Genomic DNA, 25,898 nt, shown 5'->3' on the forward strand with positions numbered 1-25,898 from the left:
TCGGGGCCGGGCCGTCGGGGCCGGGCCGTCGGGCGGCGGTCCGGGGTGCCGGTGAGGCGCGGGCCGTCGGGCGGTCGGGGCCGGGCCGTCGAGCGGCGCGGGGACGTGCCTCGCTGCCCGGGACCGCTCAGCGGACGGTGACGTCGGCGACCCGCCACGCGCGGCCGGCTGCCGCGCGGGTGAGCCGCACATACGCGACGACGGTGGCGGGCTCGCCCGTCCACCGGTCGCGGCCGCGCGGGGTGGCGGTCACGGCCCACTGCCGCCATGCCTCCGTGCCGGTGTCGGGAGGTATCGCGGCGTCCTCGGCCTCTTTCAGCGTGACGACGGTGGAGGCACGGTGACCGGCCCACTCCCGCCACCGGGCGCCGGGCACCGAGCGGGGCCGGTGCGCACGCAGCCGCGCTGCGTACGCCGGGGTCAGCCAGCCCGCGTCCGCGGCGCGCACACCGGCGTCGTGGGGGCCGCCGTCGACGACGGTGTCGAACGTCCACATCACCGTGAGCGCGCCCCGGCCGACCGCGTCGGCGTCCTTCTGGTCGACGTCGCCGGGCCGGGTGGTGCTTCCCCGGGGGGTGCCCCCGGGGCCCGTCGGCAGGGGCGAGGCCTCGCCGGGGCCGGACGGGGCCGGATACGGGCCGGTGCCGGTGGCGTCGGGAGCCGACGGCGTCGTGGCCGCGTCGCGCCGCCCGCCGCCGGAGCCGCAGCCGCCCACGGCGAGGACGAACGCGAGCGTCGCCGCGACCACCGCGGTGGTGCCCGGTGCACCTCGCGTACCGGAGAGGGTCATTGCAGGTCTCCCTTCTCTTGTCCGGCCGGACGGCTGTGAGCTGCGCGCTTCCAGCGTCCTCCGACCGGTCTGCGCGGGTGGGCCGCTCGTCGTGGTGTCCGGTTCCCGGCTGACGGCGTGACGCGTCGGCCGGGACGGAGCGTGTGACCGGGCACTGCGCATCGCGGTGTCGGACCGCGGACGGGCCGGGGAGGAGCGGACAGGCCGAGGCAGTCCCTGCGGGTCATCCGAAGCGCCGCACCTTCTGGGGCCGGCCGGCGTAGTAGGGCTCGCCGAGGCTGCTGATCCTCACCACGTCGCCGGTCTTCGGCGCGTGGACGAACTGCCCGCGGCCGATGTAGATGCCGACATGGTCGTAACTGCCGTGCAGGTTGAACCCGATCACGTCACCGGGCCGCATCTCGTCGCGGGACACCGGGGTGCCCGCGGTGACCTGGAGCTGGGAGACCCGCGGCAGGAGTATTCCGCCGCCGCCTGCCTGGTAGACCGCGTACTGCACGAGGCTGGAGCAGTCGAAGCCGACCGTGTTCGCACCCTGCGCGACCCCGCGCCCGGGGCCCTCCGGCCCGCCGCCGCCCCACGAGTAGGGGGTGCCGAGCCACTTCCTGGCGGCCGCCACCACCCGTTCGCCGAACGCGGTGCCGGTCCGGGCCGGTTCGCCGCCGGTGTGGTCGGCCATCGACGCGATGATCGAGGCGACGTAGGCCTGGGTCTCCGGGTACGGAGGAACGCCGCCGAACTGCTCGACCGCGCCGGGCCCCGCGTTGTAGGCGGCGAGCATCAGCCGGGTGGGATCGCCGCCGGCGTTCGTCCTCCTGACCCTGTCCGCGAGCCAGCAGTCGTAGCGGGCCTGGGTCATGATGGCGTCGCCCGGGGTGAACGGGTCGGCCACGCCGTCCGGCCGGGGGCTGCCGTCCCTGCCGGCCGCGTCCACGCCCCACGTGGCCCAGGTGCCGGGGACGAACTGGCTCAGGCCCCGCGCGCCGGCCGGGCTCACCGCGGAGGGGTTCCAGCCGGACTCCGCCTTGATCTGGGCGGCCAGCAGCGGAGCGCTGACCTCCGCGCACTGCCGGGCCGCGCGTTCGATCCACGGCACGAACCCGGCCGGGACGCGCCCGGAGTCGAGCGTGGTGGCGAAGCCTACGGGGGCCGCGTCCTGTTCCTGCTCCGCGGCCCCCAGCACCGACAGACCGATCACGGAGCCGAGCAGCCCGAACAGGGCGCAGCCCGTCACCAGCATCGCCGTTCTCGCCTGTGCGGCCCGGCCGCTCATGTCCAACCCCCCAGGAATCCATGCGTTTCGGAGAACCGTGCACCCGGAACGTGTGCAACGCGCCCTGTATGCGGTGTTTCTGAAAAATCACTACTTGCGTACTATTGGCAACGTGTGTATAAGTTTGGGCTGTTGCGTCAGTAGGTGAAGGAGATGCCGTGGCGGGGGATGTGCCGGATGTCAATCCCTGGTTGCCGCAGCCGCGCCCCTCCGGGGGCCTCAACGGGAAACCCCGGCGATCGGTTCAGGAGGTGTCGGCGGACCTCACCGGCCCGGCGGCACCGCAGGGTGCCGGAGTGCCGCGGCCCGACCAGGTGCTGCCCGTCGCCCGACCGCGGTCGGACGCCGGACACGCCTGGTGGTGGGTCGGGGTGCACGGCGGCGCGGGGGTCAGCACCCTGGAGCGGGCCGTGCCCGGTGGCCGGGACGCGGGCCGTGCCTGGCCGGTGTCCGGGGGCTCCCGGTCGGTCGTGCTCGTCGCCCGCTCCAGCGCGAACGGCGTCAGGGCCGCGCAGAACGCGGCGCAGCAGTGGGCCTCGGGCATGGTCACCGGCATCGATCTGCTCGGCCTGGTCGTCGTCGCCGACGCCCCCGGCCGACGCCCCAAGGTCCTGCGGAACCTGGTGCGGCTGGTCTCCGGCGCGGTGCCCCGGCTGTGGGAGATCCCGTGGGTGGAGCCCTGGCGGCTCGGCGAGTCGCCCACGGCCCACCTTCCCGGGGAGTGCGCCCCGCTGGCCCGCGACCTGACCCGACTCACCCGGCCCGTATAGGCCCGTTTCCGTTACCGGGAGGAACCCCGTTGTCCAGCTTGCTGGCGGCCGCTCTGGACGCCTCACCCCACATGACCGCTCTCGCCGACCTCGCCGACCTCGCCGCGGCGTCCGCCGGACCCTCGGGCGTGCCGGACGTCGGCGGGGGAGAGGCGCCGCCCGGCGCCGACGGGCTGCTGACGGTGCTGAAGTGGGTGGCCTGGAGCGTCACCGCCCTGTGTGTCGCGGGCATCTTCGGCGTCGCCGCCAGGATGGCGATCGACCACTCGCGGGGCGGCGGCCGCGAGCACGCCCGCGGCCTCGGGTTCGTCCTCGGGGCGTGCCTGCTCGTCGGCTCCGCGTCCGGGATCGTCGGGGCGCTCGTCTAGGGCGAGTTGCGGGAGCCCCGCCCCGCCCTCCGGCGGACGACGCCGCTTTCGCGGCCCGGCCCCGAGATCCACCGGACGTCCCACCGGACGTCTCGTCTCCTGACAACTCACGAGGATGGGGGAGGAACATGGCAGAACCCGGCAACCGCGCGGCGGCCGACGAGCCGCGCAGCCCGTGGCTGCGCAGCGGCTTCGTCCTCGCCGCCGCGTTCATCGGCTTCGTCGCCGTCATCGGGGCGGCCATAGCCGTCGGATCGGACACCTCGGGCAACGACGGCTCCACCACGGCGCGGGCACCGGGCACCCCCACGGCCGGTGCGCCGCGGTCCACGCCCGCCGCCGACGGCGCCGAGTGCCCCCGACTCGCCGACGAACGCGAGGACGTGCCCACCTCCGCGCCCGCGGGCGTGACCTGGACCCTGTACGAAGCCGTGGCCCTTCCCTCCTCGGAGGCGGCCGGCCCGGCCGCGGCCGACGGGGACGCGGCGCGTTGCTACGCGCACACCCCCGTCGGCGCCCTGCTGGCCACCAGCCAGATCAGCGTGCGCTATCTGGCCGCCGACGACTGGCTGAAGGTGACCCGCACCCAGACCGTCGGCGCGGGCCGCGACACCTACATCGCCGACCGGACCGAGGCGGAACGGACGGCGTCCCCGGACGAGGAGGGCGGTGCCGTGCACGGGCAGATCGCCGGCTTCAGATTCGTCACGTACAACGACACGACGGCGGTGATCCAGACCGTGTGGCGGTTCCCGGACGGCCGGATGCAGGCCGCCACCACCACCGTGTTGTGGCAGGACGGCGACTGGAAGCTGGAGTACCCGGCCGACCCGGCCGCCCCCACCCCGGTCGGCTCCCTCGCCGGATACGCCGAGTGGGGAGGCGTGTGATGGCCGGCTGCGACTTCGGCTGGGTGGCCCCGACGATCGGCGGCTACTGCGTGGGGGACGGGGCGGGCACAGCCCCGAAGGACCTCGGCGACAGCGCGTTCGACGACATCGCCGAGAGCGCCGCACAGGCGGCGAGCACCATCGTCAAGGCACTCGGCGGCGTCTGGATGAACCTGGGCACGCCCGACCTGAGCGACACCGGCGGCCCGGTGGCGTTCCTGCGCGGATCCACCCTCTGGTTCACCTCCTTCGCAGCCGTGCTCTGCCTGCTCGTCGCGGCCGGACACATCGCCTGGCAGCGCCGTGGCGAGCCCGCCCGGCAGGCACTCCAGGGGCTGCTCAACCTGGTGGTGGTCTCCTCGGCCGGGGTCGCCACGGTCAGTCTGCTGACCGTGGCGGGCGACCGGTTCAGCGTCTGGATCATCGACAGGTCCACCGGCTGCGAGCAGATCAGCGCCACCGGCGATCCGGTGGCGAGCTGCGTCGCCGAGTTCGACAGACGCACCTCGGCCATGCTGGCGCTGGGCGGCACGGATACGTCGTTCCTCGTCCTGGTCATGGCCGTGCTGGTGATCGCCGGGAGCGTGGCGCAGATCGCGCTGATGATCGCACGGATCGCCATGCTGGTGATCCTCACCGGCACACTGCCCCTCGCGGCGGCGGCCAGCGGCACCGCCGGCGGCCGGGTCTGGTTCCGCCGGTCCGTGGGCTGGCTGCTCGCCTTCGTGCTGTACAAACCGGCCGCGGCCGTCGTGTACGCGGCCGCGTTCTCGATGAACGGCCGGACTCGTGGAAACGAGATCGTCTCCATGGTCTCCGGCGTCGTACTGATCACGCTGGCCTGCCTGACGCTGCCCGCGCTGATGCGGTTCGCCGCCCCCGTCGTCCAGGCCGCGGCATCCGGGACGGGCCGCGCGACCAGGGCGTCCGCCGCGGCCGGCGCCCCGGTGGCGGCCACCGGGGCGCTGCCCGTACCGCACCTGCGGAGCCTGGCCGCCGGCCGGTCGGTGTCCGGCGCCGCGCTGAGCCCGGACGGGGCGGGAACCGCCGGCGTACGCACCGCCCGCGGTCCGGGCCCGGCGCGGGGCGCCGACGGGCCCCGCGGCGCACCGGACGCCGAGCGCGTCCCGGGCGGCCCCGCCCGGCCGGCGCACCCGGAGGACGCCGGTCAGCCGAACCCGCACGACCAGGAGGAGTCGGCGGCCCCCGTGCCGGTGCCGGCCCGTCACCCAGCCGACGACCATCAGGAGAAGCCCCGTGGCAGTCACTGAAGCACCCCGGCCCCGCACCTACGGAAACTTCCGCAAGCCCCGGACCTCCGGCCTGCGAGGCCTGTCCCTCGGGGCGACCCTGCTGCTGTTCGCCGGGCTGATCGCCGTGGTCCTGGCCACGCTGATCTCCCTGTGGGCGGCGCTGGGCCTGGCTTCGGCGCTGGCGGTGCTCACGGCCCCGCTCGCGGTACGGGACCGGCACGGCCGCACGCTGATGCAGCGCGGCGCCGTCCGCCTGGCCTGGTGGCGCACCGTCTCCTCCGGAGGTCACCTGTACCGCTCGGGCCCGACGGGCCGGGCCGGCCACGGCACCTGCACACTGCCCGGTCTGGCCGCCGAGTCCGCACTGACGGAGGCGCAGGACGGCTACGGACGCCCGTTCGCCGTGCTCACGATCCCGGCGACCGGACACCACGCCGTCGTCATCTCCTGCGACGCCGACGGAGCCGCCCTCGTCGACGAGCAGCAGGTCGACACCTGGGTGGCCCACTGGGGCCAGTGGCTCTCCACCCTGGGCGCCGAGCCGGGCCTCGTCGCCGTGAGCGTCACCGTGGAGACCGCCCCCGACTCCGGAGTCCGGCTGCAGCAGGAGATCGCCGCGAACTCCGTCGCCGGGGCCCCGGACCTGGCCAGATCGATGCTCCGGGACGTACTGGCCGCCTATCCCGCCGGTTCGGCGCAGATCGCCACACGGATCGCGCTGACGTACTCCGGCGCGGCCCGTCCCGGCTCACCCCGCCGCAGTGCCGAGGACATGGCGGTCCACATCGGCACCCGTCTGCCCGGCCTGACCGCCGGGCTGGCCATGACCGGCGCCGGCACGGCCGTACCGATGACCGCGACCGAGCTCGCCGAGGCGGTACGCGTCGCCTACGACCCGACGGTGGCGTCCCTGGTCGAGGAGGCACGGGCCACCGGCGGCACCGGCCTGACCTGGGACGAGGCCGGTCCCATGGCGGCCCAGGAGGCCTGGGACCACTACCGCCACGACGGCGCGTTCAGCATGACCTGGGCCATGACCGAGGCCCCGCAGGGCGAGGTCTTCTCCAACGTCCTGACCGGCCTGGTCCAGCCCAGCCGCGACATCGCCCGCAAGCGCGTCACCCTCCTCTTCCGCCCGCACACCCGCGCCGAGAGCGCCCGCGTCGTCCAACAGGACTACAAGAACGCCCTGTTCACCGCCCAGCAGTCACAGATCGGCCAGGCCCGCGACGACGCGGAGGTCACGGCCGCGCGCCGGACGACCGAGGAACAGGCCCAGGGGCACGGGGTCATCCGCTTCGGCCTGCTGGTCACGGCGACCGTCAACTCCGCCGAGGAGCTGACGACGGCGGCCGCGGCCGTGGACAACCTGGCGCCGGCCGCGCGGATCGCCGTACGGCCCGTCTACGGCTCCCAGGCGGCGGCGTTCGCGGCGGCGCTGCCGCTGGGGCTGGTACTGCCGCTGCACACGGCGCTGCCCCAGACCGTGCGGGACGCCATGTAGGGCGGCGGAGGCAGAACGCAGAACGCAGGGCGACGGACCCGACGGACCCGACGGACCGACGGACCGACGGACCCGATGGACGCAACGGACCCGATGGACGCAACGGATACCACGGACACCACGGATACCACGGACACCACGGATACAGAGGAGCACCGACTCGATGGCACGCACGACCAGGGAACCCCGTCGGCCGCGCCCGACGCCCAGGGGCTGGCCCGGCCCGGGCGGCGGCATGGTCGGCTACGTCGACCCCGCACCCGAATGGCGCGGCACCACCGTCCAGGTCTGCGGCCTGTGGCCGTTCGGCGCCGGAGCCGGAACCCCCATGGTCGGAGTGCCGCTGGGCCGCGACCTGGACTCCGGGGCCACGGTGTGCTGCGACCCCGTGTCATGGTTCATGCGCACCGGCCTGCTGGCCAACCCGTCCATGTTCGTGCTGGGCCGCCCCGGCCTCGGCAAGTCGACGATCGTACGGCGCATGGCACTCGGCCTCTCCGGCTACGGCGTCCACCCCCTGATCTTCGGCGACCTCAAGCCCGACTACGCGGACCTGATCCGGGCGATCGGCGGCCAGGTCATCAGCCTGGGCCGGGGCCGCGGCAACCTCAACGTCCTCGACCCCGGCGAGTCCGTCCAGGCCGCGGCGCGGCTCACCGGCGACGCCCGCCACCGCCTCCTCGCCGACATCCACGGCCGCCGCCTCCACATGGTCTCGGCCCTGGTGACCATCCTGCGCTCGGCGCCGCCGACGGACCGCGAGGAGACGATCCTCTCGGCGGCGCTGAACGTCCTGGACGACCGCCACGCCGTCGGCTCGGGGCGGGGCGCACCCGTGCTCGGCGACCTGCTCCAGGTCATCAAGGACGCCCCTGAGGCGGTGCGTTCGGTCGCCCTGGACCGGGGTGACATCACGCGCTACCGGGACATCACGGACAACCTGGAGGCGTCGCTCACCGCCCTGCTGGGCGACGGGCGCCTGGGCGGCACCTTCGCCCGCCCGACGACCGAGGCGATGAAGCTGGACCGCCCGGTCTGCTTCGACGTCAGCGGCATCGACGACAGCGAGGTCCTGCTCCAGGCGGCGGCCCTGCTGTCCTGCTGGTCCTACGGCTTCGGCGGCGTCTTCGCGGCACACGCGCTCGCGGACGCCGGTCTGGAGCCACAGCGCAACTACTTCCTCGTCATGGACGAGCTGTGGCGCGTCCTCCAGGCCGGCCGGGGCCTCGTCGACCGCGTCAACGCCCTCACCCGCCTCGACCGGCAGCGCGGCGTCGGCCTGGCCATGGTCACGCACAGCATCGACGACCTCCTCGCCCTGTCCGCCGAGGAGGACCGCACCAAGGCCAAGGGCTTCGTCGAACGCGCCGGCATGGTGGTCTGCGCGGGCCTGCCCCCGGCCGAGATGCCGCAGCTGGCCCAGGTCGTGGAGCTGACGGAGGCGGAGAAACGCCTGCTGGCCGACTGGTCCACCCCACCCGCATGGGATGCCGCGGGCGGCCGCCGCGCCGACCCGCCCGGACTCGGCAACTTCCTGATCAAGGTCGGCAGCCGCCCCGGAATCCCCCTGCACGTGGACCTGACGGCGGCGGAGCTGGAGGTCAACGACACCAACCGCAGGTGGCACAAGTAGACGTGCTCCAGGCCGAGTTGGCCGCGTCCGTGCAGTGAACCGACGGGCCGCTCATCCCGTTGAGGTGGCGAGGCCGCACCACTTCCTCTCCTCCGGGCGGCCTCCTCGCCGGGACCGGCACCGACGGATGTCTCCCGGCGGGTCCGCGGACAGCGGCGCGGAGCACAGCACCTCCCAGGTCCGGCCGCTGCCGAGCCTGACTCAGGCTCGACGATCGAGAAGGAAGCCATGAGCAAACTGAAGTCGGCCGTCGCCGCGGCGGTGGTGGTCGCCGCCACGGGAGCCGCGGTCAGCGTTCCCATGGGGGCCACGAAGACCGCGGCCAGCACCTCCGCCCCGGAGCGGCCCATGGGCCGGTACGTCGCGCTCGGGGACTCGTACGCGTCCGGCGTCGGCGCGGGCCCGTACACCCCTCTCAGCAACGACTGCCTGCGCAGTCCGAGCAACTATCCCAACCAGTACGCGTTCACGCACCCCGACTACGTTCTGAGGGACGTCACCTGCAGCGGTGCGACCATCGCCGACGTGCAGAAGAAGCAGCTGCCCGCCCTGAGCGAGGAGACCAACCTCGTCACGGTCACGGTCGGCGGCAACGACGCCCAGTTCGCCTCCGTGGCGGAGGCGTGCCTCACCAAGGACGACAGCTACTGCAAGACGGCGACGCAGTGGATGTCGTACTACGCCAAGAACCAGATGGTGGGGGAACTGACCGCCCTGTACACCGACATCAGGGCCCGCGCGCCGCGGGCCCTGGTCCTCGTGTTCGGCTATCCGCGGGTGCTCGCCGACACCGGTTCGTGCGGTCCGGTCGACCTCAGCGCCGCCAAGCGGACCGACATGAACGCGCTCGCCGACGCGCTGGCGGAGGGCACCCGGGCCGCGACCGTCGACGCGGGCGTCCACTTCGTCGACATGCGCGAGCAGTTCGAGGGGCACGAGGCGTGCGGCGACGACCCGTGGATCAACGGTGTGGACCCGTCCGACCCGACCGTGACCTTCCACCCCAACGTGGCGGGCTACCACCAGGGCTACGGAGCCAAGTTCAGCGCCACCTGGGGCTGAGGCCCGGCGGCGGCCCGGGGCGGAACCCTGCCGGGCTGCCACGCCCGGCCCCCGGGCGGCCTCCATGGCGAAGCGGCCGCTCGGACGCCCGGGGGATGCCGGACCCGGCGCGCCTCGGGCCCGGTCCCCTCGCCCGTACCCTTCCCCCGGGCGGCACCGGCCGCACCGCGAAGCCCGCCCGTCCGCCCCGGCGCGCCCACGATTCCCCGGGCGGCGGCCCCGGCCGCCGCCCGTCCGCGCGGTGGCGCCGCGCAACTCGGACGTCGAACCGTACGGAGCTCGTGCGGTGAACCGTACGGGGTTCGTGCGGTGAACCGTACGGGGTGCGTGCCCGTTCTCGCCCGCGCTGTCCCGCCGGCTCCCGACGCGCGGTTGTCCCCTGTTCCTCTGTTCCCCTGTTCCCACGTCCCGAGGAAGATGTATGCAGCATGCTCTGAAACGCGCCGTCACGACCGGTCTGTCGGCCGGTGCCCTGCTCGGCGCCGCCGGGGTCGGGCTGTTCGGCTTCGGCCGCGACTTGTCCGCGATCCCCGTCAGCGAGTCCGGAACCGGCAGGATGACCTGGTACGACAACGTGGGAACGGGCGCCTGCGGCACCGACGTCGACGCGTCCACCGAGGAACTCGTCGCGGTGTCCGCCCAGTTGTGGACGGCCGCCAACCCGAACGAAGACGACCTCTGCAAGGGCGTGCTCGTCGAGGTCACCTACCACGGCAGCACGATCACCGTGCCGGTCAGGGACAAGTGCCACCAGTGCTCGGCGGAGCACATCGACCTGAGCAAGCCCGCCTTCCGGAGACTCGCCGACCTGGACGTGGGCGTCGTCGACGGCATCACCTGGAGGTTCGTGGACACCGGCGACGGAGGGAACAGTGCCGGCGGCACCGGCAGCACTGGCGGCGCCGGCGCCTCCGGCGGCACCGGCGACCCCGGCGCCTCCGGCAGCACCGGCGGGGGAGACGGCGGCGGCGGGGGAGACGGCACGGGCGGGGGAGAGGGCGGCGGAGGAGGAGAGGGCGGTGCGGAGAGCGGTACCTGCCCGTCCGAGTGGAGCTCCACCTCGTCGTACGCCCCCGGTGACGTGGTCTCCTTCGCGGGCCGCCCGTACACCGCGACCTTCTACTCCACCGGCGCCGTACCGGACGACCCGGCTTCCTGGGCGGTGTGGCGCGAGGACGGCGTCTGCGGCTGACCCGGCCGACCGCGAAGGCGAAGGAACCGGCGCAGACTTCCGCCGCCCCTGCGTCCGGGGCGGCGGAAGTCTGTCCGCGTTCGCGTGTTCCCACGGCGGGTCGAGGCGGCCCCTTGCCACCGGCGCGGCCACAGCGTGCCGGCGGGCGCGTGCCTCGACGAACCCGCCCATGCCCGAGCCCTTGCCAGTCGCCCTACTTGCGGCGCTTCTTCTGCCCCGAGCTGCCCTGCTGCTGGTGCTGCTGGTGCCTGTTGCGGTGTGTACTGCCCGAGGCCGACGGGGCTGCTGCGGAGGAGGACTGCCCGGGGGCGGGACTGCTGGACTGGGCGTAGTACGCGGTGGGGTTCTGCGGCTGCGCGAAGTCCTGCTGCGCGGCGTAGTTGCTCTGGAACTGCTGTGTCGCGTCCCTCAGCTGGCCGAAGGTCTCCTGAAACCTGACGCGTTCCGCCACCCCGAACCTGGTGGCGATCCTGGTGCCGTTCGTGGGGTTGTTCCGGTGCTCCTGCTGCCAGTAGGAGAGCTCCGCCTGGGCGATCGTCTGGTGGGCCTGCGCCGCGTTCGGGTCGTCCGAGCGGACCAGGTAGTAGGGCACCATGTCCGGATTGGTGAACACCTGATCGACCGCGCGGGCGCCGTGCTCTCCGGCGGACACCCGGATGGTGTTGATGGCGGCCATGACGCCGTGGCCCACGGTCGACTCGTTCTCCATGCCGTACTGCCTGAGCGTGTCGGCGATGAACGTCTCGGATGTCGCACGAGCCTGAGAAGCCGACTCGGGTTCACTGTTCAGGCTCAGAATGTCCCTGATGGTATCCATCTCACCCTCTCTTCTCCGCCCTGGTGTCCAGGGTTGCCGGACAGCACTACGCGGATCGGGCCGTACCGGTTCACGCGTGCGGCCGCCCCGCCGGCTTTGAACCGTGCGGGGCCCGTGCACGTTTGTGTCAGCGCTGTCCCGCGCGGCCCTTGACGAGCCGCTGTCCCCGATCACCCACCACGATGCGGGCAAGCGTTCGAGGCAGTCTCCGACGCACACCCGTTCAGGAGCACCATGACGGTCGATGTCCCCGGCGCCGAGCAGGAACAAGGGACCGAGGTGTCCCCGGAGCCCTCCTCCGAAGAGCCCCGGGAACCCTCCCCGGCAGAGCCGCCGCCCGCTGAACCACCCCCCGCACCGAGGTTCATCCTCTACCTGCAGGGGCACGAGTACGGGCGGGCCCTGCGGCAGCTGACCCTGTGGACGCACCATGTGCTGCTGCCGGTCTACGGCAGAGAGGTCACCTCCACGGCCCCCTGGTGCTCCCGCTGGTGGGAGCATCCGGAAGCGGTCGCCCAGCTCCACGGCCTGTGGCTCGCCTGGGGGGAACTGACCGGTCCCGGTTCCGGAATGTGCGGCCCCGCCGACTGGCACCGGGACCATCTGGTTCCGGCGATGAACGCCCTGCGCGACCCGACGGGGCCCTTCGCCGGCTGCAAGCCCGGCAACCACCGTGCGAAGGAGACCCCTCCCGTCGACGCCAAGGACCCGTTCGCCCCGCACGGCGAAGGCCCCAGCCCCGTGAGAGCACGAGGGTGAAGATCAGGCTCCGCTGAACGGACCTCCCCGTCACCCGGGGGCAGGGTGACGGGGAGGTCCGGGGCGTTCGCCTGGCCGGGGCTGTCCGGCGGCCTCGCCGCGCCCACCCGGTCAGGTCTCGATGAAGCTCCACTCGTGGTCGTCGAGGTCGTTGCATCCGTACACCGTGGCGATGGCGTGCGCGGTCTCCCTGTCGGTCCGCGCCACGTCCAGGCAGATGTCCCCGCTCTTCTGGTTGCGGATCCAGTACGTGCCGTCCGGACGTTCGTCGAACCACCAGAGCTGGTTGTCGTTGCCGGTGCCGTCGCAGTGGTACTCGGTCACCGGTGTCCTCGCCTGGGCGGGGCCGTAGTTCGGCAGGTCGAAGCAGAGGTCGTCCTTGGCGTTGCGGATCAGGTACAGGTCGGCGCCGCGGGTGCCGCCGCCCTTCGAGCGCCGCTCCAGGGTCCAGCGCTGGTTGTCGCCGCCGGACGCCTTGCAGACGCCGTCCTGGACCCTGGCGTCCGGCTTGCCCCTGCCCGTGCCGGGAAGGTCGACGCAGAAGCCGTACTTCTTGTTCTTGATCAGGACCGGGCCGGTCGGGAAGCCGGCATCACCGGTCTTCCGCGACGTCTTGTCTGCAGGGGTTGGGGCTGGGGCCGACTCCGACTTCGGTGTCCCCTTCGGCTTCGGTTTCGGCTTCGGCTTCGGTTTCTGCGAGGCGGACGGCGAGGCCGGCTTCGAGGCGGACGGCGAGGCGGAGGGCGAGGCGGGGGGCGAGACCGGGGGAAGGTGCCAGACCGACGGTGAATGGCTCGGCAGGGGCTGGAGGTTCACCGGCGACCTGTCCGCCTCGGTCCCCGCACCCGCGGCCTGGTTCTGCCCGTCCCCTGAACCGCCGCTGCCCAGGGCCACCAGCGAGCCGATGACGAGTGCCGCCACGACGACTCCCGTCGCCCCGACGACCAGGGGCCTCTGGAGCAGTCCGGGTCCCTCGTACTCGTCGTCGGACTGGGACGGTGCCCTCGTGCGGCGCGCGTCCCGGCCGGTGTCCGGCCTCGGGGCGGGGGTCGTGACCCGCGGCCCCGCGGGCTGCGGCAGCACGGCGGCCTCGCCCTCGCCGTCCTGGTCGAGGTCGAAGGGCCCGGCTGCTGCGAACGGCCCGGCAGGCTCGTGCTGTTCCTGCCGCCGGCCGGGTCCGGCGGGCCCGGCCGGCTCGTGCGCGTGATGCTGTTCCAGAAGCCTGCTGGAGCCGTCCGGCGCGACCTCGACGATCGCCACGTACCCCGCGGACGGGTCGGAGACGGCCGCCGTCACGGGGGCGTCCCGGCTGCGCGCGTAGCCGTGCAGCGTGTCGAGGACGGCGACGTCGACCGGCTCACCCGCCACCACCGGCACGGCCACACCGTCGATCTCGACGGAGCCGTCACCGGAGATGACCACAGGCAGGGGAGAGCGCGACGGCTCCGCGGCCTTCTCCTCGGAGCCCGGCCGGCCCGGATCCGCCGGTTCCCCGGACCAGGGGCGTGTGTCCTCTGCCGCCGGCCGGTCCGCCTCTTCACCCCGGTTCATGTCCATCCCTCTCCCGCTCCTGCTCCTGTGGTGTCGACTGCTCGGTCTCGTCGGGCCGTCGGGTCGTCGGGCCCGCCGTGGCTCGAAGGGCACGGGACGGGTGTCACGACGGTCCCCGCGCACCGCAACGGACAGCGGAGGGAAACAGTTCAGAATCCTCCTGTTCGCGGCAGCTGTGACGGGTTGCCGAGGGGGCGGTGACGACCCGCGGACCGCTCCGGCCGCACCTGCGGCCGGCCGGCGCCGGCCGCAGGTGCGGCGCCGAAGGCGGTGGCTCCCCCGGGCCACCCGGTGAACCGTCCGCCGCGCCCGTCCGTCGTGGCCCCGCAGGCGATCCCGCGGTCCCTGATCGCCGGTTCCCGTTTCACCGATCACGTACAAGCCCGACCGAGAGGCGCGTTGGATGCCCATGCCCATGCCCATGCGTACGCCCATGTCCAGACGTCCGCTCCTGCTGGTTCTGACCCTGCTCGTGGTCGCCGGTGTGACGGCCGTGGCCGCAGCCGTCCTCGCCCCGTTCGACGGCCGCCCGGAACGAAGCGACCACATCACCGGGGTCGCGGCCACCGGTGAGCGAACCCTCACCTTCCGGAACGAGATGTCCGAACGCATCTGGATCGGTGCCACGGTCAACGCCGACGGTTCCGCCCCGCTCACCGGGCTGCCGGTGCTGGACCCGGGAGGGTCCGCCACCGTCACCGTCCCGGAGAAGCAGGGCGCAGGGCACTGGCGCGGCAAGTTCTTCGCCCGTCAGGGGTGCAGTGGTGAGGAAGGGAGTACCTTCCACTGTGCCGTCGGCGACTGCGGGCCGTACGCCGACCGGTGCTCCACCGGGGAACAGCCGGTCAGCCTCGCCGAGTTCAACTTCGATCCGGCCGACGCCCAGGCCCCCTGGTACAACGTCAGCTACGTCAACGCCGTCTCGTCGACCGTCACGATCGTCCCTGACGGCGTGACACCGCCCGTAAGCGGCGGCGAGTGCACCGCGGTGGGCTGCCCCGGCGACCTGCTGGCCGTCTGCCCGCCCGGGAACCTGACCACGGACCAGGCGACGGGCAGGCCGCTGGTGTGCGTCAACCCGGACCGGGACGCGAAGACCGCCTACAGCGAGGCGCTCACGCAGGAGTGCCCCAAGGCGTACGCATGGTCCAGGCACGACGCCGAGCCGGGCAACGAGGTGGTACGCCAGTGCGGCCGGTGCACCGGTATGACCGTCACCTTCCAGGGAGCGGCGGACCCCTCCGTCACGCCCACCCCCGGACCCGCCTCCACCGTCGAAGGCCCCGGACCCGACCCCGCCGCCCCCGTGCTGGACAGCGGCAAGGGCGTCAGCCTCAACCCCGTCGACGGCGCCGCCCAGGCGCTGGCCGACTCCGGTGCTTCCTGGTACTTCAACTGGACCTCCTCCACCGGCGAGGTCGCCAGGCCGGAAGGCGTCGAGTACGTCCCGATGATCTGGGGACCCGGTTCGGTCACCGACGACGAGCTGGGCCGCGCCGCCGCGGAGGGCACGCACCTCCTCGGCTTCAACGAGCCCGACTCACCCGCCCAGGCCGGCATCAGCCCCGAGCAGGCGCTGGATCTGTGGCCCCGGCTGGAGCGGACCGGCCTGCGCCTGGGCGCCCCGGCGGTCGCAGCCGACGGCGATGTCGAGGGCGGCTGGCTGGACCGGTTCATGCAGGGGGCCGCCGAGCGCGGTCTGCGCGTCGACTTCATCCCCGTGCACTGGTACGGCGCCGACTTCGGCCCCGACGCCACCGAGCACCTGCGCGGCTACCTCCAGGCCGTCCACGACCGCTACCGGAAGCCGGTGTGGCTGACCGAGTACGGCCTCGTCGACTTCTCCCAGGGCACCCCGCGCTACCCCGGCGAGCAGGAGCAGACCGCGTTCATCGAGGCGTCGACGACCATGCTGGAGAGCCTGGACTTCGTGGAGCGCTACGCGTGGTTCACCCTGTCCACCCGGACCAGTCCGACCGGCCTCTACGACGGCACGACCGCGAACGCCCGCGGCCGCGCCTACCGCGAGGCGGGCTGACGCCCCGTCACAGCGGCGTGAAGAGGCACACGGGGAGCGGAGGTGGAGAACCCGCGGCCGTCCGCGGGCCGGACGCGCCGTGACCGGTCGGGGTCACGGCGGGTTCCCGGCCGGGGTGTCCACGGCGGCAGGTTCTCGCGGTGACCGCGCAGGGGCGCGGCCGGACTCGTGGTCCGGTCGTGGCATCCGGCCGGATCCGGCCGGATGCCGGATCCGGCCGCCCGCCGGGCGTTCACTCGTCCAGGCGGCGGAGTCTCTCCCGGACACTCCCGGCGTCCGGATGGCCGAACTCCTCGAAGAGGGCGAGGGCCTGCCGCCAGCCGGCGCGTGCCGCCTCCGGCTCGCCGGCCGCCAGAAGGACGTCGCCGAGGCCGGCGAGGGTGCTGCCCTCTCCCGACCGGTTGCGCACGTCCCGATGTGCTGCGAGGGCCTGGTGGTAGCGGGCGATCGCCTCCTCGTGCCGGTGCAGCCGGTGGTTGACCGTGCCGAGCACGTCGAGCGCGATGCCTTCGACCCAGCGGCCTCCGATGGCGCGCACGACGGGCAGCGCCTGCTCCAGGCAGCCGATGGCGTCGTCGAACCGGCCGAGCTGCTGGTAGGCGTCGCCCAGGTTGACCAGGGCGACTCCCTCCCCCCAGGCGCTGCCGTTGGCCCGGAAGGCGGCCAGCGCTCGGCGGCTGTACCGGACGGCCTTGTCGAGCTGGCCGGTCTCCAGGTAGACCTTGCCCAGTCGGGCCACGGTCCTGGCCGTGCCGTACGTGTCCCCGAGTTCCTGGCAGAGGACCGCAGCCTGCTGGTAGTGGTCGAACGCCTCGCCGGACCGGCCCAGGCCGGTCAGAGCGCTGGCCACGTTCGAGAGGAGCCAGGCCTCACTCTCGCGGTCGAGGGCACTGCGTGCGGCGGTCAGGCCCGCCTGGCTGGTGTCGAGCCAGTCGTGCAGATGGCTGCGGAGGTGGAAGAACCCCTGCAGGGCGGCGGACAGCTGCCACGTGGTGTTCAGCCGCCCGGAGTCGGCCGCCTGGTGCACCGCGGCGACGAGGTTCTGGCGTTCGGTCTCGAACCAGTCCAGGGCCTGCTCGCGCGTCGTGAACTCCAGAGGCCGGCAGGAGGCGGGCATCGGTTCGAGAGCCTGCCGCACGACGTGGGGAATGAGAAGCGGGGTGGCGGCGTCCGCGGTGTGCAGACACCAGGCGAGGAGCCGGTCGACGGCCCGGTCCCGCTCCTGCGGTGTCTCCTCGGTGAGGACGCGTTCGGCGGCGTGGACGCGCAGCAGATCGTGCAGCGTGTAGCGGCCGGGCCGGTGCTCGGTAACCAGGTGGGCGCGGGTGAGTTCGACGAGCAGGCTGCGGGTCTCCCGCAGGGACAGCCCGGCGAGGGCGGCCGCGGCGGGCGTGGAGATGTCCGGGCCGAAGTGCAGGCCCAGCAGGTGGAACAGCCGGGCGGCCGGGGCGGACAGGCAGTGGTACGACCAGGAGAAGACGGCCCGCGCGTCGGTGCTGAGGTCGGTGCTCGCGAAGGCGTCGAGGCTGCCGTGGCTGTCACGCAGTTCTCCGGCGATGGCGCTGAGGGAGAAGCCGGGATTGGTGGCGGCCCGGGCGGCGACGACGGCCAGCGCCAGGGGCAGCCGGGCGCAGTGCGCGACGATCTCGTCCGCCGCCCGTGGTTCCGCCGTCACCCGTGCGGCACCGAGGCGGCGGACCAGGAAGTCGTGTGCCTCGGCGGGCGTCAGCGGGTTCAGCGTCAGAGGATGTGCCCCGTCGTTGACGACCAGGCCGGTGAGCTGGTTGCGGCTGGTGACGATGACCAGGCAGCCGGGGGAGCCGGGCAGCAGCGGGCGGACCTGGTCGGTGTCGCGGGCGTTGTCGAGAACGATCAGCACCCGCCGGCCGGCGAGCAGACTGCGGTACAGCGCCGCCTGGGCGTCGATGCCGGCGGGTATCCGCTGCGGGGGGACACCGAGCGCGTCGAGGAAGATGCGGACGGCCTTCCCGGGCGGCGTGATCGCGCCGGCCGGGTCGAAACCGCGCAGGTTGACGTAGAGCTGTCCGTCGGGGAAGCGGTCGGCGATCTCGTTGGCCCAGTGCACGGCAAACGTTGTCTTGCCGACGCCGGCCATGCCGCCGATCGCGCTGATCACCACGGTCGCCGGAGGGACGCCGTCGGGGGGCAGCAGGGCGCGGGTCCGGTCGAGTTCGTCGCGCCGGCCGGTGAACGTGGGCAGACCGGCGGGCAGTTGCGCAGGGCGGACCGCGTGCACGGTGGGCTGAGGACCCGCGACGGCCGGCGGCGCGTCCGCCCGCTCCCGCGGCGCGTCCGCCCGTTCCCGCGGCACGTCGGCCGCCAGCGACACGTCGGCCGCCAGAATGAGGTCGTGCAACTCCCTCAGCGGCGCGCCGGGCTCGACACCCAGCTCGGCCGCCAGGGTGGCGCGTGTCCTGCGGTAGAGCGCCAGCGCCTCGGCCTGACGCCCCGATCGGTACAGCGCCAGCATGAGCAGCCGGCACAGCCGCTCCCGCAGCGGATGCTCCCCCGTCAGCAAGGTGAGCTCGGCGATCACATCACGGTGGCGCCCCAGCCGGACGTCGAGCTCCAGGCGGGTCTCCAGCGCGGTCAGCCGCACCTCGGCCAACCGGGAACGCTCGGCCTCGGCCAGCGGCCCCGGCAGTCCGGCCAGCGGAGTTCCCTGCCATCCGCCGAGCGCCGCGTGCAGCAGGTCCGCGGCGGCGGCCTCCTCGCCCGCGGCGCGCAACGTCTCCGCCTCGGCGACCCGCCGCTCGAACAGGCCCAGGTCCATGGCGCCGTCGGCGACGCGGGCCAGGTATCCGCCCGCGACCGAGACGACCACGCGCGGGGACCCGGCCGCGTCACGACCGGGCTCCAGCGTCTTGCGCAACCGCGACACGTAGGTGCGCAGGACGGACAGGGCAGCCGTCGGTGGCTCCTCACCCCAGACGGCGTCGACGAGTTCTCCGGTCGTGACGGGGCGCCCGCGTCGGAGCAGCAGTGCCGTCAGCACCACCTGCTGCTGCGGCGAACCGAGGTCCAGCTCCTGCTCGCCGTGCCATGCGCGGACAGGCCCCAGCACATCGAATCGCAGGGAGTCTTCGTAGGGGGTGTTCACTCCTGGGACTCTACTGACCGACGGCCTCGACGCCGCCGCCCGCCCGGCACCGTCCATGAGGCCGAGACGACCTCATGGGCGGTGCGGAACGTCATGAACGGGGCCGGGACGGACGCGGCGGCGGCACCCGGGCATGCCGCAGGTGCACCCGTTGCGGATTCGTGTGTTCCGTCACGTCCCCCGGGTGAGCAAACCGCCGGAACCCCTGCTGACCACGACGTTCCGGTGCATGCCGAGGTGCGAGGCGACCGGGAGCGAGCCCGCTCCGGCTGACACCCGAGCGCGCCGGTGGCTATGGTCCGTGCCGTGGAGGCCACAGACCCATCGGTTGCGCACTCCCTGCGCTTCTCGCTGCTCGGACCGCTGCGGGCCTGGCTCGGTGACACGGAGCTGGCGCTGGGAGCACCCCAACAGCGAGCCGTTCTCGCTGTGTTGTTGACGTCCCGCGGACGGGTGGCCGGCCTCGACGACCTGGTCGACGGCCTGTGGGGTACCGAGCCTCCGCCCGGCGCGGTCTCGGTGCTGCGCACCTACGTCTCGCGCCTGCGCAAGCTGCTGGAGCCCGACCGGGCCCCGGGGGAGACACCCCGGATCGTGGTGTCCGTAGGGGACGGATACGTCCTGAGGAGCGACTCGGTCTCCATCGATCTCCACCAGTTCGAGGACCACGTGCGCCGGGCCGAACACCGGCGCGCCGCGGACGACCACCCCGCCGCCGCCCGGCTGCTGCGCACCGCGCTGGCCCTCTGGCAGGGCCCTCCGCTGGTCGGGATCCCCGGGCCGTACGCCGAGGCCGAGCGCACACGCCTGGAGGGGCTGCGACTGGGCGCCCGGGAGTCCTGGCTCCGCGCGGAGCTCGAACTCGGCCACCATACGGACGTGTTGCCGGAGCTGGTGGCACTGCGCGACGCCCACCCGTTGCGCGAGGACGTGTGCGAGCTGCTGCTGATCGCCCTGTACCGGTGCGGGCGGCGGGCCGAGGCGCTGGAGGTCTACGCGGGCACCCGCCGCACTCTCGTGGAGGAACTGGGCATCGAACCGGGCCCGTCCCTGCAGGCCGTGCACGCACGGCTGCTGGCCGGGGATCCGTCCCCCGCCCGGCCGGCGAGGCAGGGGCCGGCGGCGGGCGCCGGGGCCACGGACGCCCCGGCGTCCGGTATCGCCGCCGCGGACGTCCACGCTGCCGGCGGTGCCGGGGCCGGTCTCGGGGAACCAGGGGACCAGCAGCCGGTGCGCCCGGCGGGGACGGCGGTGTGTCTCTCCCAACTTCCCTCCGATCTGCCCACGTTCACCGGACGCTGCGCCGAACTGGAGCGTGTGGCGGAGTTCCTGCCCGACGAGGGCCAGCCGCACACCACAGTGATCACCCTCATCGACGGGATGGCCGGGGCCGGGAAGACCACCCTGGCCGTGCACTGGGCCCACCGGATCGCGCACCGCTTCCCCGACGGCACTCTCTACGTGAACCTGTGCGGATACGACCGGAGGGGCTCCGTGATGGACCCCACCGACGCGATCAGCGCGTTCCTGGTCGCGCTCGGCGTCGCCCAGCACGCCGTCCCGGACGGCCTCGACGCACAGGCCGCTCTCTATCGCAGCGTCCTCGCCGACCGCCGCGTCCTGATCGTGCTGGACAACGCCCGTGACGCCGAACAGATACGGCCGCTGCTGCCCGGCCCTTCGGGCTGCCTGGTCGTCATCACCAGCCGCAGACGGCTGAGCGGTCTGGTGGCCGGGCACGGCGCCCGTTCGCTCACGCTGAGCCTGCCCACGGCCGGGGAGGCCCGCGAGATGCTGGCCCGGCGGCTGGGCGCCGAGCGGATCGAGGCGGAGCCGGCTGCCGTTGACGACATCGTCAGCCTGTGCGCCCGGTTGCCGCTGAGCCTGGCCATCGTGGCGGCCCGCGCCGCCCACCACCCCGGCTTCCGGCTCGCGGACATCGCCGGGGAACTCCGGGAGAGTCACGGCAGCCTGGACGCGTTCACCGGCGGCGATGTCGGCACCGACGTCCGGGCCGTCTTCTCGTGGTCCTACGACGCGCTGCGGCCCGAGGCGGCGGAACTCTTCCGCCGGCTGTCCCTGCATCCCGGCCCCGACATCAGCACCGCCGCGGCGGCGGCCCTGGCCGGTGTCCCCCCACGCCGGGCCCGCGCCCTGCTCGCCGAGCTCACCGGGGCCAGCCTGCTCACCGAACGGGAGCCCGGCCGCTTCGCCTTCCACGACCTGCTGTGCGCCTACGCCGCCGAACTCGCCGGGACCGAGGACACCGAGGGCGAACGCCGTCAGGCACTGCTCAGACTGCATGACCACTATCTGCACACGGCCCACCACTGCGCCTCGGTCCTCGGCCCCTTCCGCCAGGCCCTCTCCCCGCAGCCGGCCGCACAGGGCAGCGCGCCCCTCCGGTTCGACGACCGGAAGGACGCCACCTCGTGGCTGCGCACCGAACGGTATGTCCTGCGGGCGATCGTCGAGCACGCCGCCGCCCACGGCTTCGACGACCACGCCTGGCGCACCGCCCACGCCCTGGACGTGTACTTCAACCGTCTCGGCTTCTGGCACGACCTCGTGGAGATCAACAGCGTCGCGCTGAGAGCCGCGCGGGCCGTCGGCGACCGTGTCGGCCAGGCGTACGCCCTGTGCGGGCTGGGCATGGCCCACGCGCAGCTCAACCACACCGATCAGGCACTGCAGTACCAGGCGCGCGCACTGGAGCTGTTCCAGGAGACCGGTGACGCGCACGGCCGGGCCCACACCCATCGCGCCCTCGCCCACCGCGCCAACAAGACGGGAGCGCACACGGTCGCGCTCGATCACTACGACCGGGCCCGCGAGCTGTACCGGGCCCTGGCGGACCTCAGCGGTGAGGCCGGCGTCCTCAACCAGGTCGCCTGGACGTACATCCTGATGGGCGAGTACGACCGGGCCCTGGAGCACTGCGAGCAGGGCATAGCCCTCTGCCGGGAGATCGGCGAGGACTACGGCGAGGCGTCGACGCAGGACACCACGGGCTGCGCCCATCACCACCTCGGCCGGTACGAGGCGGCCATCGCGTGTTTCGAGGTGTCGTTGCGGCTGTTCCGGGAGATCGGGGACCGCTATCTGGAGGCCGACGTCCTGCGGCACCTCGGAGTTTCGCACCGGGCCGCAGGCGACCGCGACGCGGCCCGCGCCGCCTGGCGCGGGGCGCTCGTGCTGCTGGAGGAGGCCGCCCATCCGGAGGCCGGCGACGTGCGCGCGAGCCTGCGGGACCTGGATGCCGAGGACGCCGACGGCCCGGACGGGCGACGGCGGGCCACCGAGCCGGTGTGACCACCGAGCCGGTGTGACCACCGAGCCGGTGTGACCACTGCAGCCCCGCAGCGTCATCCGCCGTGAGCACGGCGTCTCCCGCCGCCCATGAGCGCGGCGCGCTGCCGGTGCGGTCGGCCGGGCGGTGCGGGCAGTCCTCCGTCGCACGTCGCGTACGCGGCTGTCCCGTGGACGCGGCCGGAGCGGCCGGCCCGCGCCGCCGGTGAAACGGGCCCGCCGACACGGCGCATGCGGGCGACGCGGGGAGCGCCGGGCGTTGAACCGTTCGTCCCGGCGGCCCGTTGTCCACCGCGTCAGCACTTCCGACCCTGAAAGAGGGGCATCATGGCCGATGCCGGCCCGCGTCGCCAGGACGGCAGGAACCGGCTGACCGCGCCGGGGAAACTGGCGCGGGAGCTGCTCGGGACGGAACGCGGCACCCGGCGGAGAATGCTGGACCTGATGCGTCGCTTCAGGGCGTGGTTGCGGTCGCTGCGGCGTGGCCAGGACACCTCGTCCGCCGCAGGGTTGGAGACCGCCGGCCCCGGTCCGGCCGGAAACGGGTGGGTGCCCGGCTGGCCGACGACGCCTCAGCAGCAGATGCCGCCCGTCTCCGCGGGGCCGGCGAACAGGGACTCCGCACGTGAGAGGAAGAGGGGAGAAAGGCTCAGCAGGCTCGAATTTCGGATCGGCGCCCTGTCGGAAGACGACCGCAAGGCCTTCGAGGACGCGGTTCTCCGCGAGATCAGGAAGAGCAGCGGTCTGCGGTGGGCGTACGACAAGGGCTTGCTGCCGATAGCCGGAGACTACGCCGGCAACGCGTACGAGCGGGAACTGCAGAGGTCCGCCGCGCAACAGGCCGGCTCGGCGGCGAGGCCCTCCTCCGAGGCATCGTCGCGCTTCGCCCGCGGGCCGCAGGGGGAGCAGGGCTCCCTGGGGAGAGGCGCGTCGGGGCCGGCCGCTGGGATGAGAGCCGACATGAGCGGAGGGCCGGCGGAGTACCACCGCGGTACGGCCCGAGCCGCCCTGACGTCCGACACGCGACAAGCAGTGCCGGAGATGCGGCAGACGGGCTCGGCGGTTCGGGACGAGTTCCTCAGGTCGCTCCTGGAGAGCGGGGCAGCACGCGTCTCGGTGACGGGCCGGCCGGCGCCGGCCGCCGAGGCGTCGCACACGGTCGGGCCGGAGGGGCCCGGGCCGCGCGAGACCGGACACGACCACGGAGCGGCAGCCGCCTGGCTGCATCCGTCAGGCCAGGTGAGCCCGTTGTCCACGCCGGCCGGCTCCAGGCGGGACTCGGCCGTTTCCCCACCTGTCTCCCCGATCGGCTCCGAAGGGCGTGCCCTCCTTGCCCGGACCTCGCCTTCTCCCGGCTCCCCGGGCCCGAGCGATGCACGCCCCGGCTCCGCGGTCGCGCGGAGCCCGGTTCAGCCCACCCCGACGCGAGCGCCGCGCAAGGCCGGACGACGATGACGCGCCCTGCGGCGGGCCGGCCACGGAGTTTCGGAACGGACCTCGCTGTCAACCGGCGGTGATGGGACCAGGCTCAGCCGACCAGGCGGCGGCGCCAGTCCAGGGGGGTGACGGTGATGGCCCGGCCGGGGTCATGGTCCCATTCGAACTGCAGGCCGGCTGCTTCGAGGGCGGTCACGACCTCGTGGCCGATGGCCGCGGTGGTCCGGGCCGAGCCGTCGAAGCCGCCGTAGAGGAGCGTCAGTCCGTGGCCGGCTGCGGCGGCATCCGTGCACTGGGTGTGGAAGTAGACGTAGCCGCGGGCGTCGGGCTCGCCCTCATCGCCGATCTCGGACTGGCCGCAGCTGCGGCAGCAGGTGAAGTTCTCGCGGGCCGTGATGCCGGCCTCCCGCAGGGCGGTGAAGGCGCGGGTGAGCCGCTCAGGGTCGGTCTCGCCCTGCCACCTGGCCTGCTCCGCGACCCGCTCCAGCCACATCCGGTCGGCCAGCGCCTCCGCCTGCTCGCGCGAGACGGGCCGGCGGTCCTGGGTGACCAGATACTCCTCAGCGATCTCGGCCAGTCCGGCGCGGGAGGCGTACCCGCCGACCAGTACCTCGCGGACGCGGTTCTCCAACTCCGCGCGCTCGTCCTCGTCGAGGTCGAGCGGCGGCACCTCGCGGGTGGGACCCATGTCCAGCGGCGACCAGGCCAGGCCGGCGTCCCAGCCGGGTGCCTGGCGGGCCCAGCCGCTGATCGCCGCAGTCACGGCTTCCGGACCGTCGGCCCGCGTATGGACGTGCCGGTCGGCGGCACCGTCGCGGTGCTCCAGCGTGTAGTCGCCGCCGGCCTGGTGCCAGACCTGGGCGAAGACGTCGGGCAGGTCGGGTATCCGCTGCAACACCAGGAACCGGTCACCGTCAGCGCCGATCCGCCGGACCAGACCGGCCAGTTCCTCGGCGGACACACGGACGTGCCGCTCCCGGTTCTCCGTCTTCACCACGATCTCGAGCATGCGCAGACTCTGGCACACCCCACTGACAGCGGACTTCCCGCACTGACGGCGGACTTCCCGCGGTCCGCGACGCCACCGCACCGTGACGGCAGGAGCGGTCCGGTCCGGCCGGCCGGGTCCGACCGGCTAGCGGGGGTGTGCGCGGCGGGGTGCGGGCACGGGCCCCTGCGTCGCGACGTACCAGAGAAGGGCTGCGCACACGAAGGCCGCGGCCGCGTCGACCAGTGAGAGCACGAGGGAGTCGCTGCGTGCGCCGGCGGCGAGCGCGACGGCCGCGGACAGCGTCAGAGCGACGGGCGGCAGCGCGCGGGGGCTGCGCACGATGCCCGGTGCGGCGGCGGTGGGCAGCAGCCGGACCGCGAGGATGTAGCAGACGCAGGCCAGCAGCGTCGACCCCAGCACGTCACTGGGCCGGTGATGACCGAGGGCCTGGACGGCGGCGGCGATGCAGGCGAGCCACAGCACGCCGATCGCGGTGACGTAGGGGCGGATGCGGGGGGACGCGACGAGGACGACGGCGAGGGTCAGTGCGGCGGGGATGGCCGCGTGCCCGCTGGGGAAGCTCCCCTCGATGAGTGACTCTCTCGCGTTCACCAGGTCCGGGCGGGGAAGGACCGTCTTGAGCACCCCCTTGCCCCCGATGGTGACCACCACGGTCCCGACCGCCGCACACCCCTGCCACCAGCACCTGCGCACCACGGTCACGACCGCGATGACGCCCAGGCCCGCGATCAGGGTGCTGACGTGGCTCCATTCCAGCGGTGGCAGAGGCGTCGAGCCGTAGGCCGACCCCGACAGGGGATAGATCCATGCCCTCCTCCGGTCGCTCTCACCGAGATCGAACAGGGCGTTCTCCGCCCGTTGCCCGAACGGGGTGCAGACGGCCAGCAGGTAGACCGCCAGAAGCCCCGGGAAACACAGCAGAGCCGGGGTCCACGGCCGGGTCGTCCCCGAGGGGCCGGGGCCGGCCGGGGCCTGTGGGGCCGGGCCGGGGCCGTCCGGCCGGTGCGTGGGCAGGGTCGAGGGATCTCGCTGAGTCATCGCTTGCTTTCTTCCGTGGGGAGTCCGGTCACGCGTCTGTCGCCGCGTGCGGTGGGCCGACGGGCCCGGCCGTTCGGCGGG

The 25,898-nt window shown here is 73.6% G+C and carries 18 protein-coding genes; 11 read left to right on the forward strand and 7 right to left on the reverse strand.

The window, feature by feature from the left end; genetic code table 11:
* Positions 1 to 127: 127 nt before the first annotated feature.
* Positions 128 to 790, reverse strand: a complete 663-nt coding sequence (locus AC5K6T_RS04575) for a hypothetical protein (protein ID WP_493205852.1) — start codon at positions 788 to 790, stop codon at positions 128 to 130.
* 223 nt (positions 791 to 1,013) lie between these two features.
* Complete coding sequence (locus AC5K6T_RS04580) at positions 1,014 to 2,063, reverse strand: bifunctional lytic transglycosylase/C40 family peptidase (protein WP_493205853.1); 1,050 nt, start codon at positions 2,061 to 2,063, stop codon at positions 1,014 to 1,016.
* A gap of 296 nt (positions 2,064 to 2,359) precedes the next feature.
* Between AC5K6T_RS04580 and AC5K6T_RS04585 the strand changes: the two genes are divergently transcribed.
* From AC5K6T_RS04585 to AC5K6T_RS04620, 8 genes are all read left to right on the forward strand, one after another.
* The gene (locus tag AC5K6T_RS04585) at positions 2,360 to 2,833 is read left to right on the forward strand and encodes a DUF6668 family protein (protein WP_493205855.1); all 474 of its coding nucleotides are present in this window, start codon (positions 2,360 to 2,362) and stop codon (positions 2,831 to 2,833) included.
* A 29-nt stretch (positions 2,834 to 2,862) separates the two neighbouring features.
* Positions 2,863 to 3,201, forward strand: a complete 339-nt coding sequence (locus AC5K6T_RS04590) for a hypothetical protein (RefSeq protein ID WP_493205857.1) — start codon at positions 2,863 to 2,865, stop codon at positions 3,199 to 3,201.
* Between the two features lie 128 nt (positions 3,202 to 3,329).
* Positions 3,330 to 4,091, forward strand: coding sequence for a DUF8175 domain-containg protein (locus AC5K6T_RS04595; RefSeq protein WP_493205859.1), 762 nt, complete (start codon positions 3,330 to 3,332; stop codon positions 4,089 to 4,091).
* Entirely contained in the window at positions 4,091 to 5,362 is a 1,272-nt protein-coding gene (locus AC5K6T_RS04600; RefSeq protein ID WP_493205861.1) for a hypothetical protein, read from the forward strand. Before AC5K6T_RS04595 ends, AC5K6T_RS04600 begins: the two co-directional genes overlap by 1 nt.
* Positions 5,349 to 6,848: an SCO6880 family protein gene (locus tag AC5K6T_RS04605; RefSeq protein WP_493205863.1), complete on the forward strand. Its 1,500-nt coding sequence runs from the start codon at positions 5,349 to 5,351 to the stop codon at positions 6,846 to 6,848. Before AC5K6T_RS04600 ends, AC5K6T_RS04605 begins: the two co-directional genes overlap by 14 nt.
* 163 nt (positions 6,849 to 7,011) lie before the next feature.
* Positions 7,012 to 8,481, forward strand: coding sequence for a putative type IV secretion/conjugal transfer ATPase (locus AC5K6T_RS04610; RefSeq protein WP_493205865.1), 1,470 nt, complete (start codon positions 7,012 to 7,014; stop codon positions 8,479 to 8,481).
* Positions 8,482 to 8,709: 228 nt separating this feature from the next.
* Entirely contained in the window at positions 8,710 to 9,543 is an 834-nt protein-coding gene (locus tag AC5K6T_RS04615) for an SGNH/GDSL hydrolase family protein (RefSeq protein ID WP_493205867.1), read from the forward strand.
* Between the two features lie 421 nt (positions 9,544 to 9,964).
* Entirely contained in the window at positions 9,965 to 10,735 is a 771-nt protein-coding gene (locus AC5K6T_RS04620) for a cysteine/serine endopeptidase inhibitor (RefSeq protein ID WP_493205869.1), read from the forward strand.
* Positions 10,736 to 10,928: 193 nt separating this feature from the next.
* Here the strand turns inward: AC5K6T_RS04620 and AC5K6T_RS04625 are convergent, their stop codons facing one another.
* On the reverse strand, positions 10,929 to 11,552 hold the full coding sequence (locus tag AC5K6T_RS04625) for a hypothetical protein (protein WP_493205871.1): 624 nt from the start codon (positions 11,550 to 11,552) through the stop codon (positions 10,929 to 10,931).
* Between the two features lie 234 nt (positions 11,553 to 11,786).
* On the opposite strand from AC5K6T_RS04625, the gene AC5K6T_RS04630 reads away from it, so the two are divergent.
* Positions 11,787 to 12,311 (forward strand): DUF4913 domain-containing protein, encoded by a 525-nt coding sequence (locus tag AC5K6T_RS04630; RefSeq protein WP_493205872.1) that lies wholly within the window; start codon positions 11,787 to 11,789, stop codon positions 12,309 to 12,311.
* Between the two features lie 111 nt (positions 12,312 to 12,422).
* Here AC5K6T_RS04630 and AC5K6T_RS04635 read toward each other — a convergent pair whose 3' ends face one another.
* Positions 12,423 to 13,868 (reverse strand): RICIN domain-containing protein, encoded by a 1,446-nt coding sequence (locus AC5K6T_RS04635; protein ID WP_493205874.1) that lies wholly within the window; start codon positions 13,866 to 13,868, stop codon positions 12,423 to 12,425.
* Between the two features lie 427 nt (positions 13,869 to 14,295).
* Here AC5K6T_RS04635 and AC5K6T_RS04640 point away from each other — a divergent pair, with 427 nt between their 5' ends.
* Entirely contained in the window at positions 14,296 to 15,900 is a 1,605-nt protein-coding gene (locus tag AC5K6T_RS04640; protein WP_493205876.1) for a glycosyl hydrolase, read from the forward strand.
* A gap of 232 nt (positions 15,901 to 16,132) precedes the next feature.
* On the opposite strand, the gene AC5K6T_RS04645 is transcribed toward AC5K6T_RS04640, so the two are convergent.
* On the reverse strand, positions 16,133 to 19,021 hold the full coding sequence (locus AC5K6T_RS04645; protein WP_493205877.1) for an AfsR/SARP family transcriptional regulator: 2,889 nt from the start codon (positions 19,019 to 19,021) through the stop codon (positions 16,133 to 16,135).
* A gap of 306 nt (positions 19,022 to 19,327) precedes the next feature.
* Between AC5K6T_RS04645 and AC5K6T_RS04650 the strand changes: the two genes are divergently transcribed.
* Complete coding sequence (locus AC5K6T_RS04650; RefSeq protein WP_493205879.1) at positions 19,328 to 22,333, forward strand: AfsR/SARP family transcriptional regulator; 3,006 nt, start codon at positions 19,328 to 19,330, stop codon at positions 22,331 to 22,333.
* A 1,525-nt stretch (positions 22,334 to 23,858) separates the two neighbouring features.
* Here the strand turns inward: AC5K6T_RS04650 and AC5K6T_RS04655 are convergent.
* A complete protein-coding gene (locus AC5K6T_RS04655) occupies positions 23,859 to 24,776 on the reverse strand; it encodes a DUF6891 domain-containing protein (RefSeq protein ID WP_493205881.1) in 918 nt (305 codons plus the stop codon).
* A gap of 126 nt (positions 24,777 to 24,902) precedes the next feature.
* Positions 24,903 to 25,817 carry a phosphatase PAP2 family protein gene (locus tag AC5K6T_RS04660; RefSeq protein WP_493205883.1) on the reverse strand — a complete coding sequence of 305 codons (915 nt, stop codon included), beginning with the start codon at positions 25,815 to 25,817 and terminating at the stop codon, positions 24,903 to 24,905.
* Between the last annotated feature and the right edge of the window lie 81 nt (positions 25,818 to 25,898).

The sequence above is a fragment of the Streptomyces sp. B8-7 genome (genome assembly GCF_058833805.1).

Bases quoted from the DNA above. Each gene is read 5' to 3' on its own strand.
- AC5K6T_RS04655 (WP_493205881.1), bottom strand. From the start codon at position 24,776: ATGCTCGAGATCGTGGTGAAGACGGAGAACCGGGAGCGGCACGTCCGT.
- AC5K6T_RS04630 (WP_493205872.1), top strand. From the start codon at position 11,787: ATGACGGTCGATGTCCCCGGCGCCGAGCAGGAACAAGGGACCGAGGTG.
- AC5K6T_RS04575 (WP_493205852.1), bottom strand. From the start codon at position 790: ATGACCCTCTCCGGTACGCGAGGTGCACCGGGCACCACCGCGGTGGTC.
- AC5K6T_RS04610 (WP_493205865.1), top strand. From the start codon at position 7,012: ATGGCACGCACGACCAGGGAACCCCGTCGGCCGCGCCCGACGCCCAGG.
- AC5K6T_RS04595 (WP_493205859.1), top strand. From the start codon at position 3,330: ATGGCAGAACCCGGCAACCGCGCGGCGGCCGACGAGCCGCGCAGCCCG.
- AC5K6T_RS04640 (WP_493205876.1), top strand. From the start codon at position 14,296: ATGTCCAGACGTCCGCTCCTGCTGGTTCTGACCCTGCTCGTGGTCGCC.
- AC5K6T_RS04620 (WP_493205869.1), top strand. From the start codon at position 9,965: ATGCAGCATGCTCTGAAACGCGCCGTCACGACCGGTCTGTCGGCCGGT.
- AC5K6T_RS04635 (WP_493205874.1), bottom strand. From the start codon at position 13,868: ATGGACATGAACCGGGGTGAAGAGGCGGACCGGCCGGCGGCAGAGGAC.
- AC5K6T_RS04660 (WP_493205883.1), bottom strand. From the start codon at position 25,817: ATGACTCAGCGAGATCCCTCGACCCTGCCCACGCACCGGCCGGACGGC.
- AC5K6T_RS04625 (WP_493205871.1), bottom strand. From the start codon at position 11,552: ATGGATACCATCAGGGACATTCTGAGCCTGAACAGTGAACCCGAGTCG.
- AC5K6T_RS04600 (WP_493205861.1), top strand. From the start codon at position 4,091: ATGGCCGGCTGCGACTTCGGCTGGGTGGCCCCGACGATCGGCGGCTAC.
- AC5K6T_RS04615 (WP_493205867.1), top strand. From the start codon at position 8,710: ATGAGCAAACTGAAGTCGGCCGTCGCCGCGGCGGTGGTGGTCGCCGCC.
- AC5K6T_RS04580 (WP_493205853.1), bottom strand. From the start codon at position 2,063: ATGAGCGGCCGGGCCGCACAGGCGAGAACGGCGATGCTGGTGACGGGC.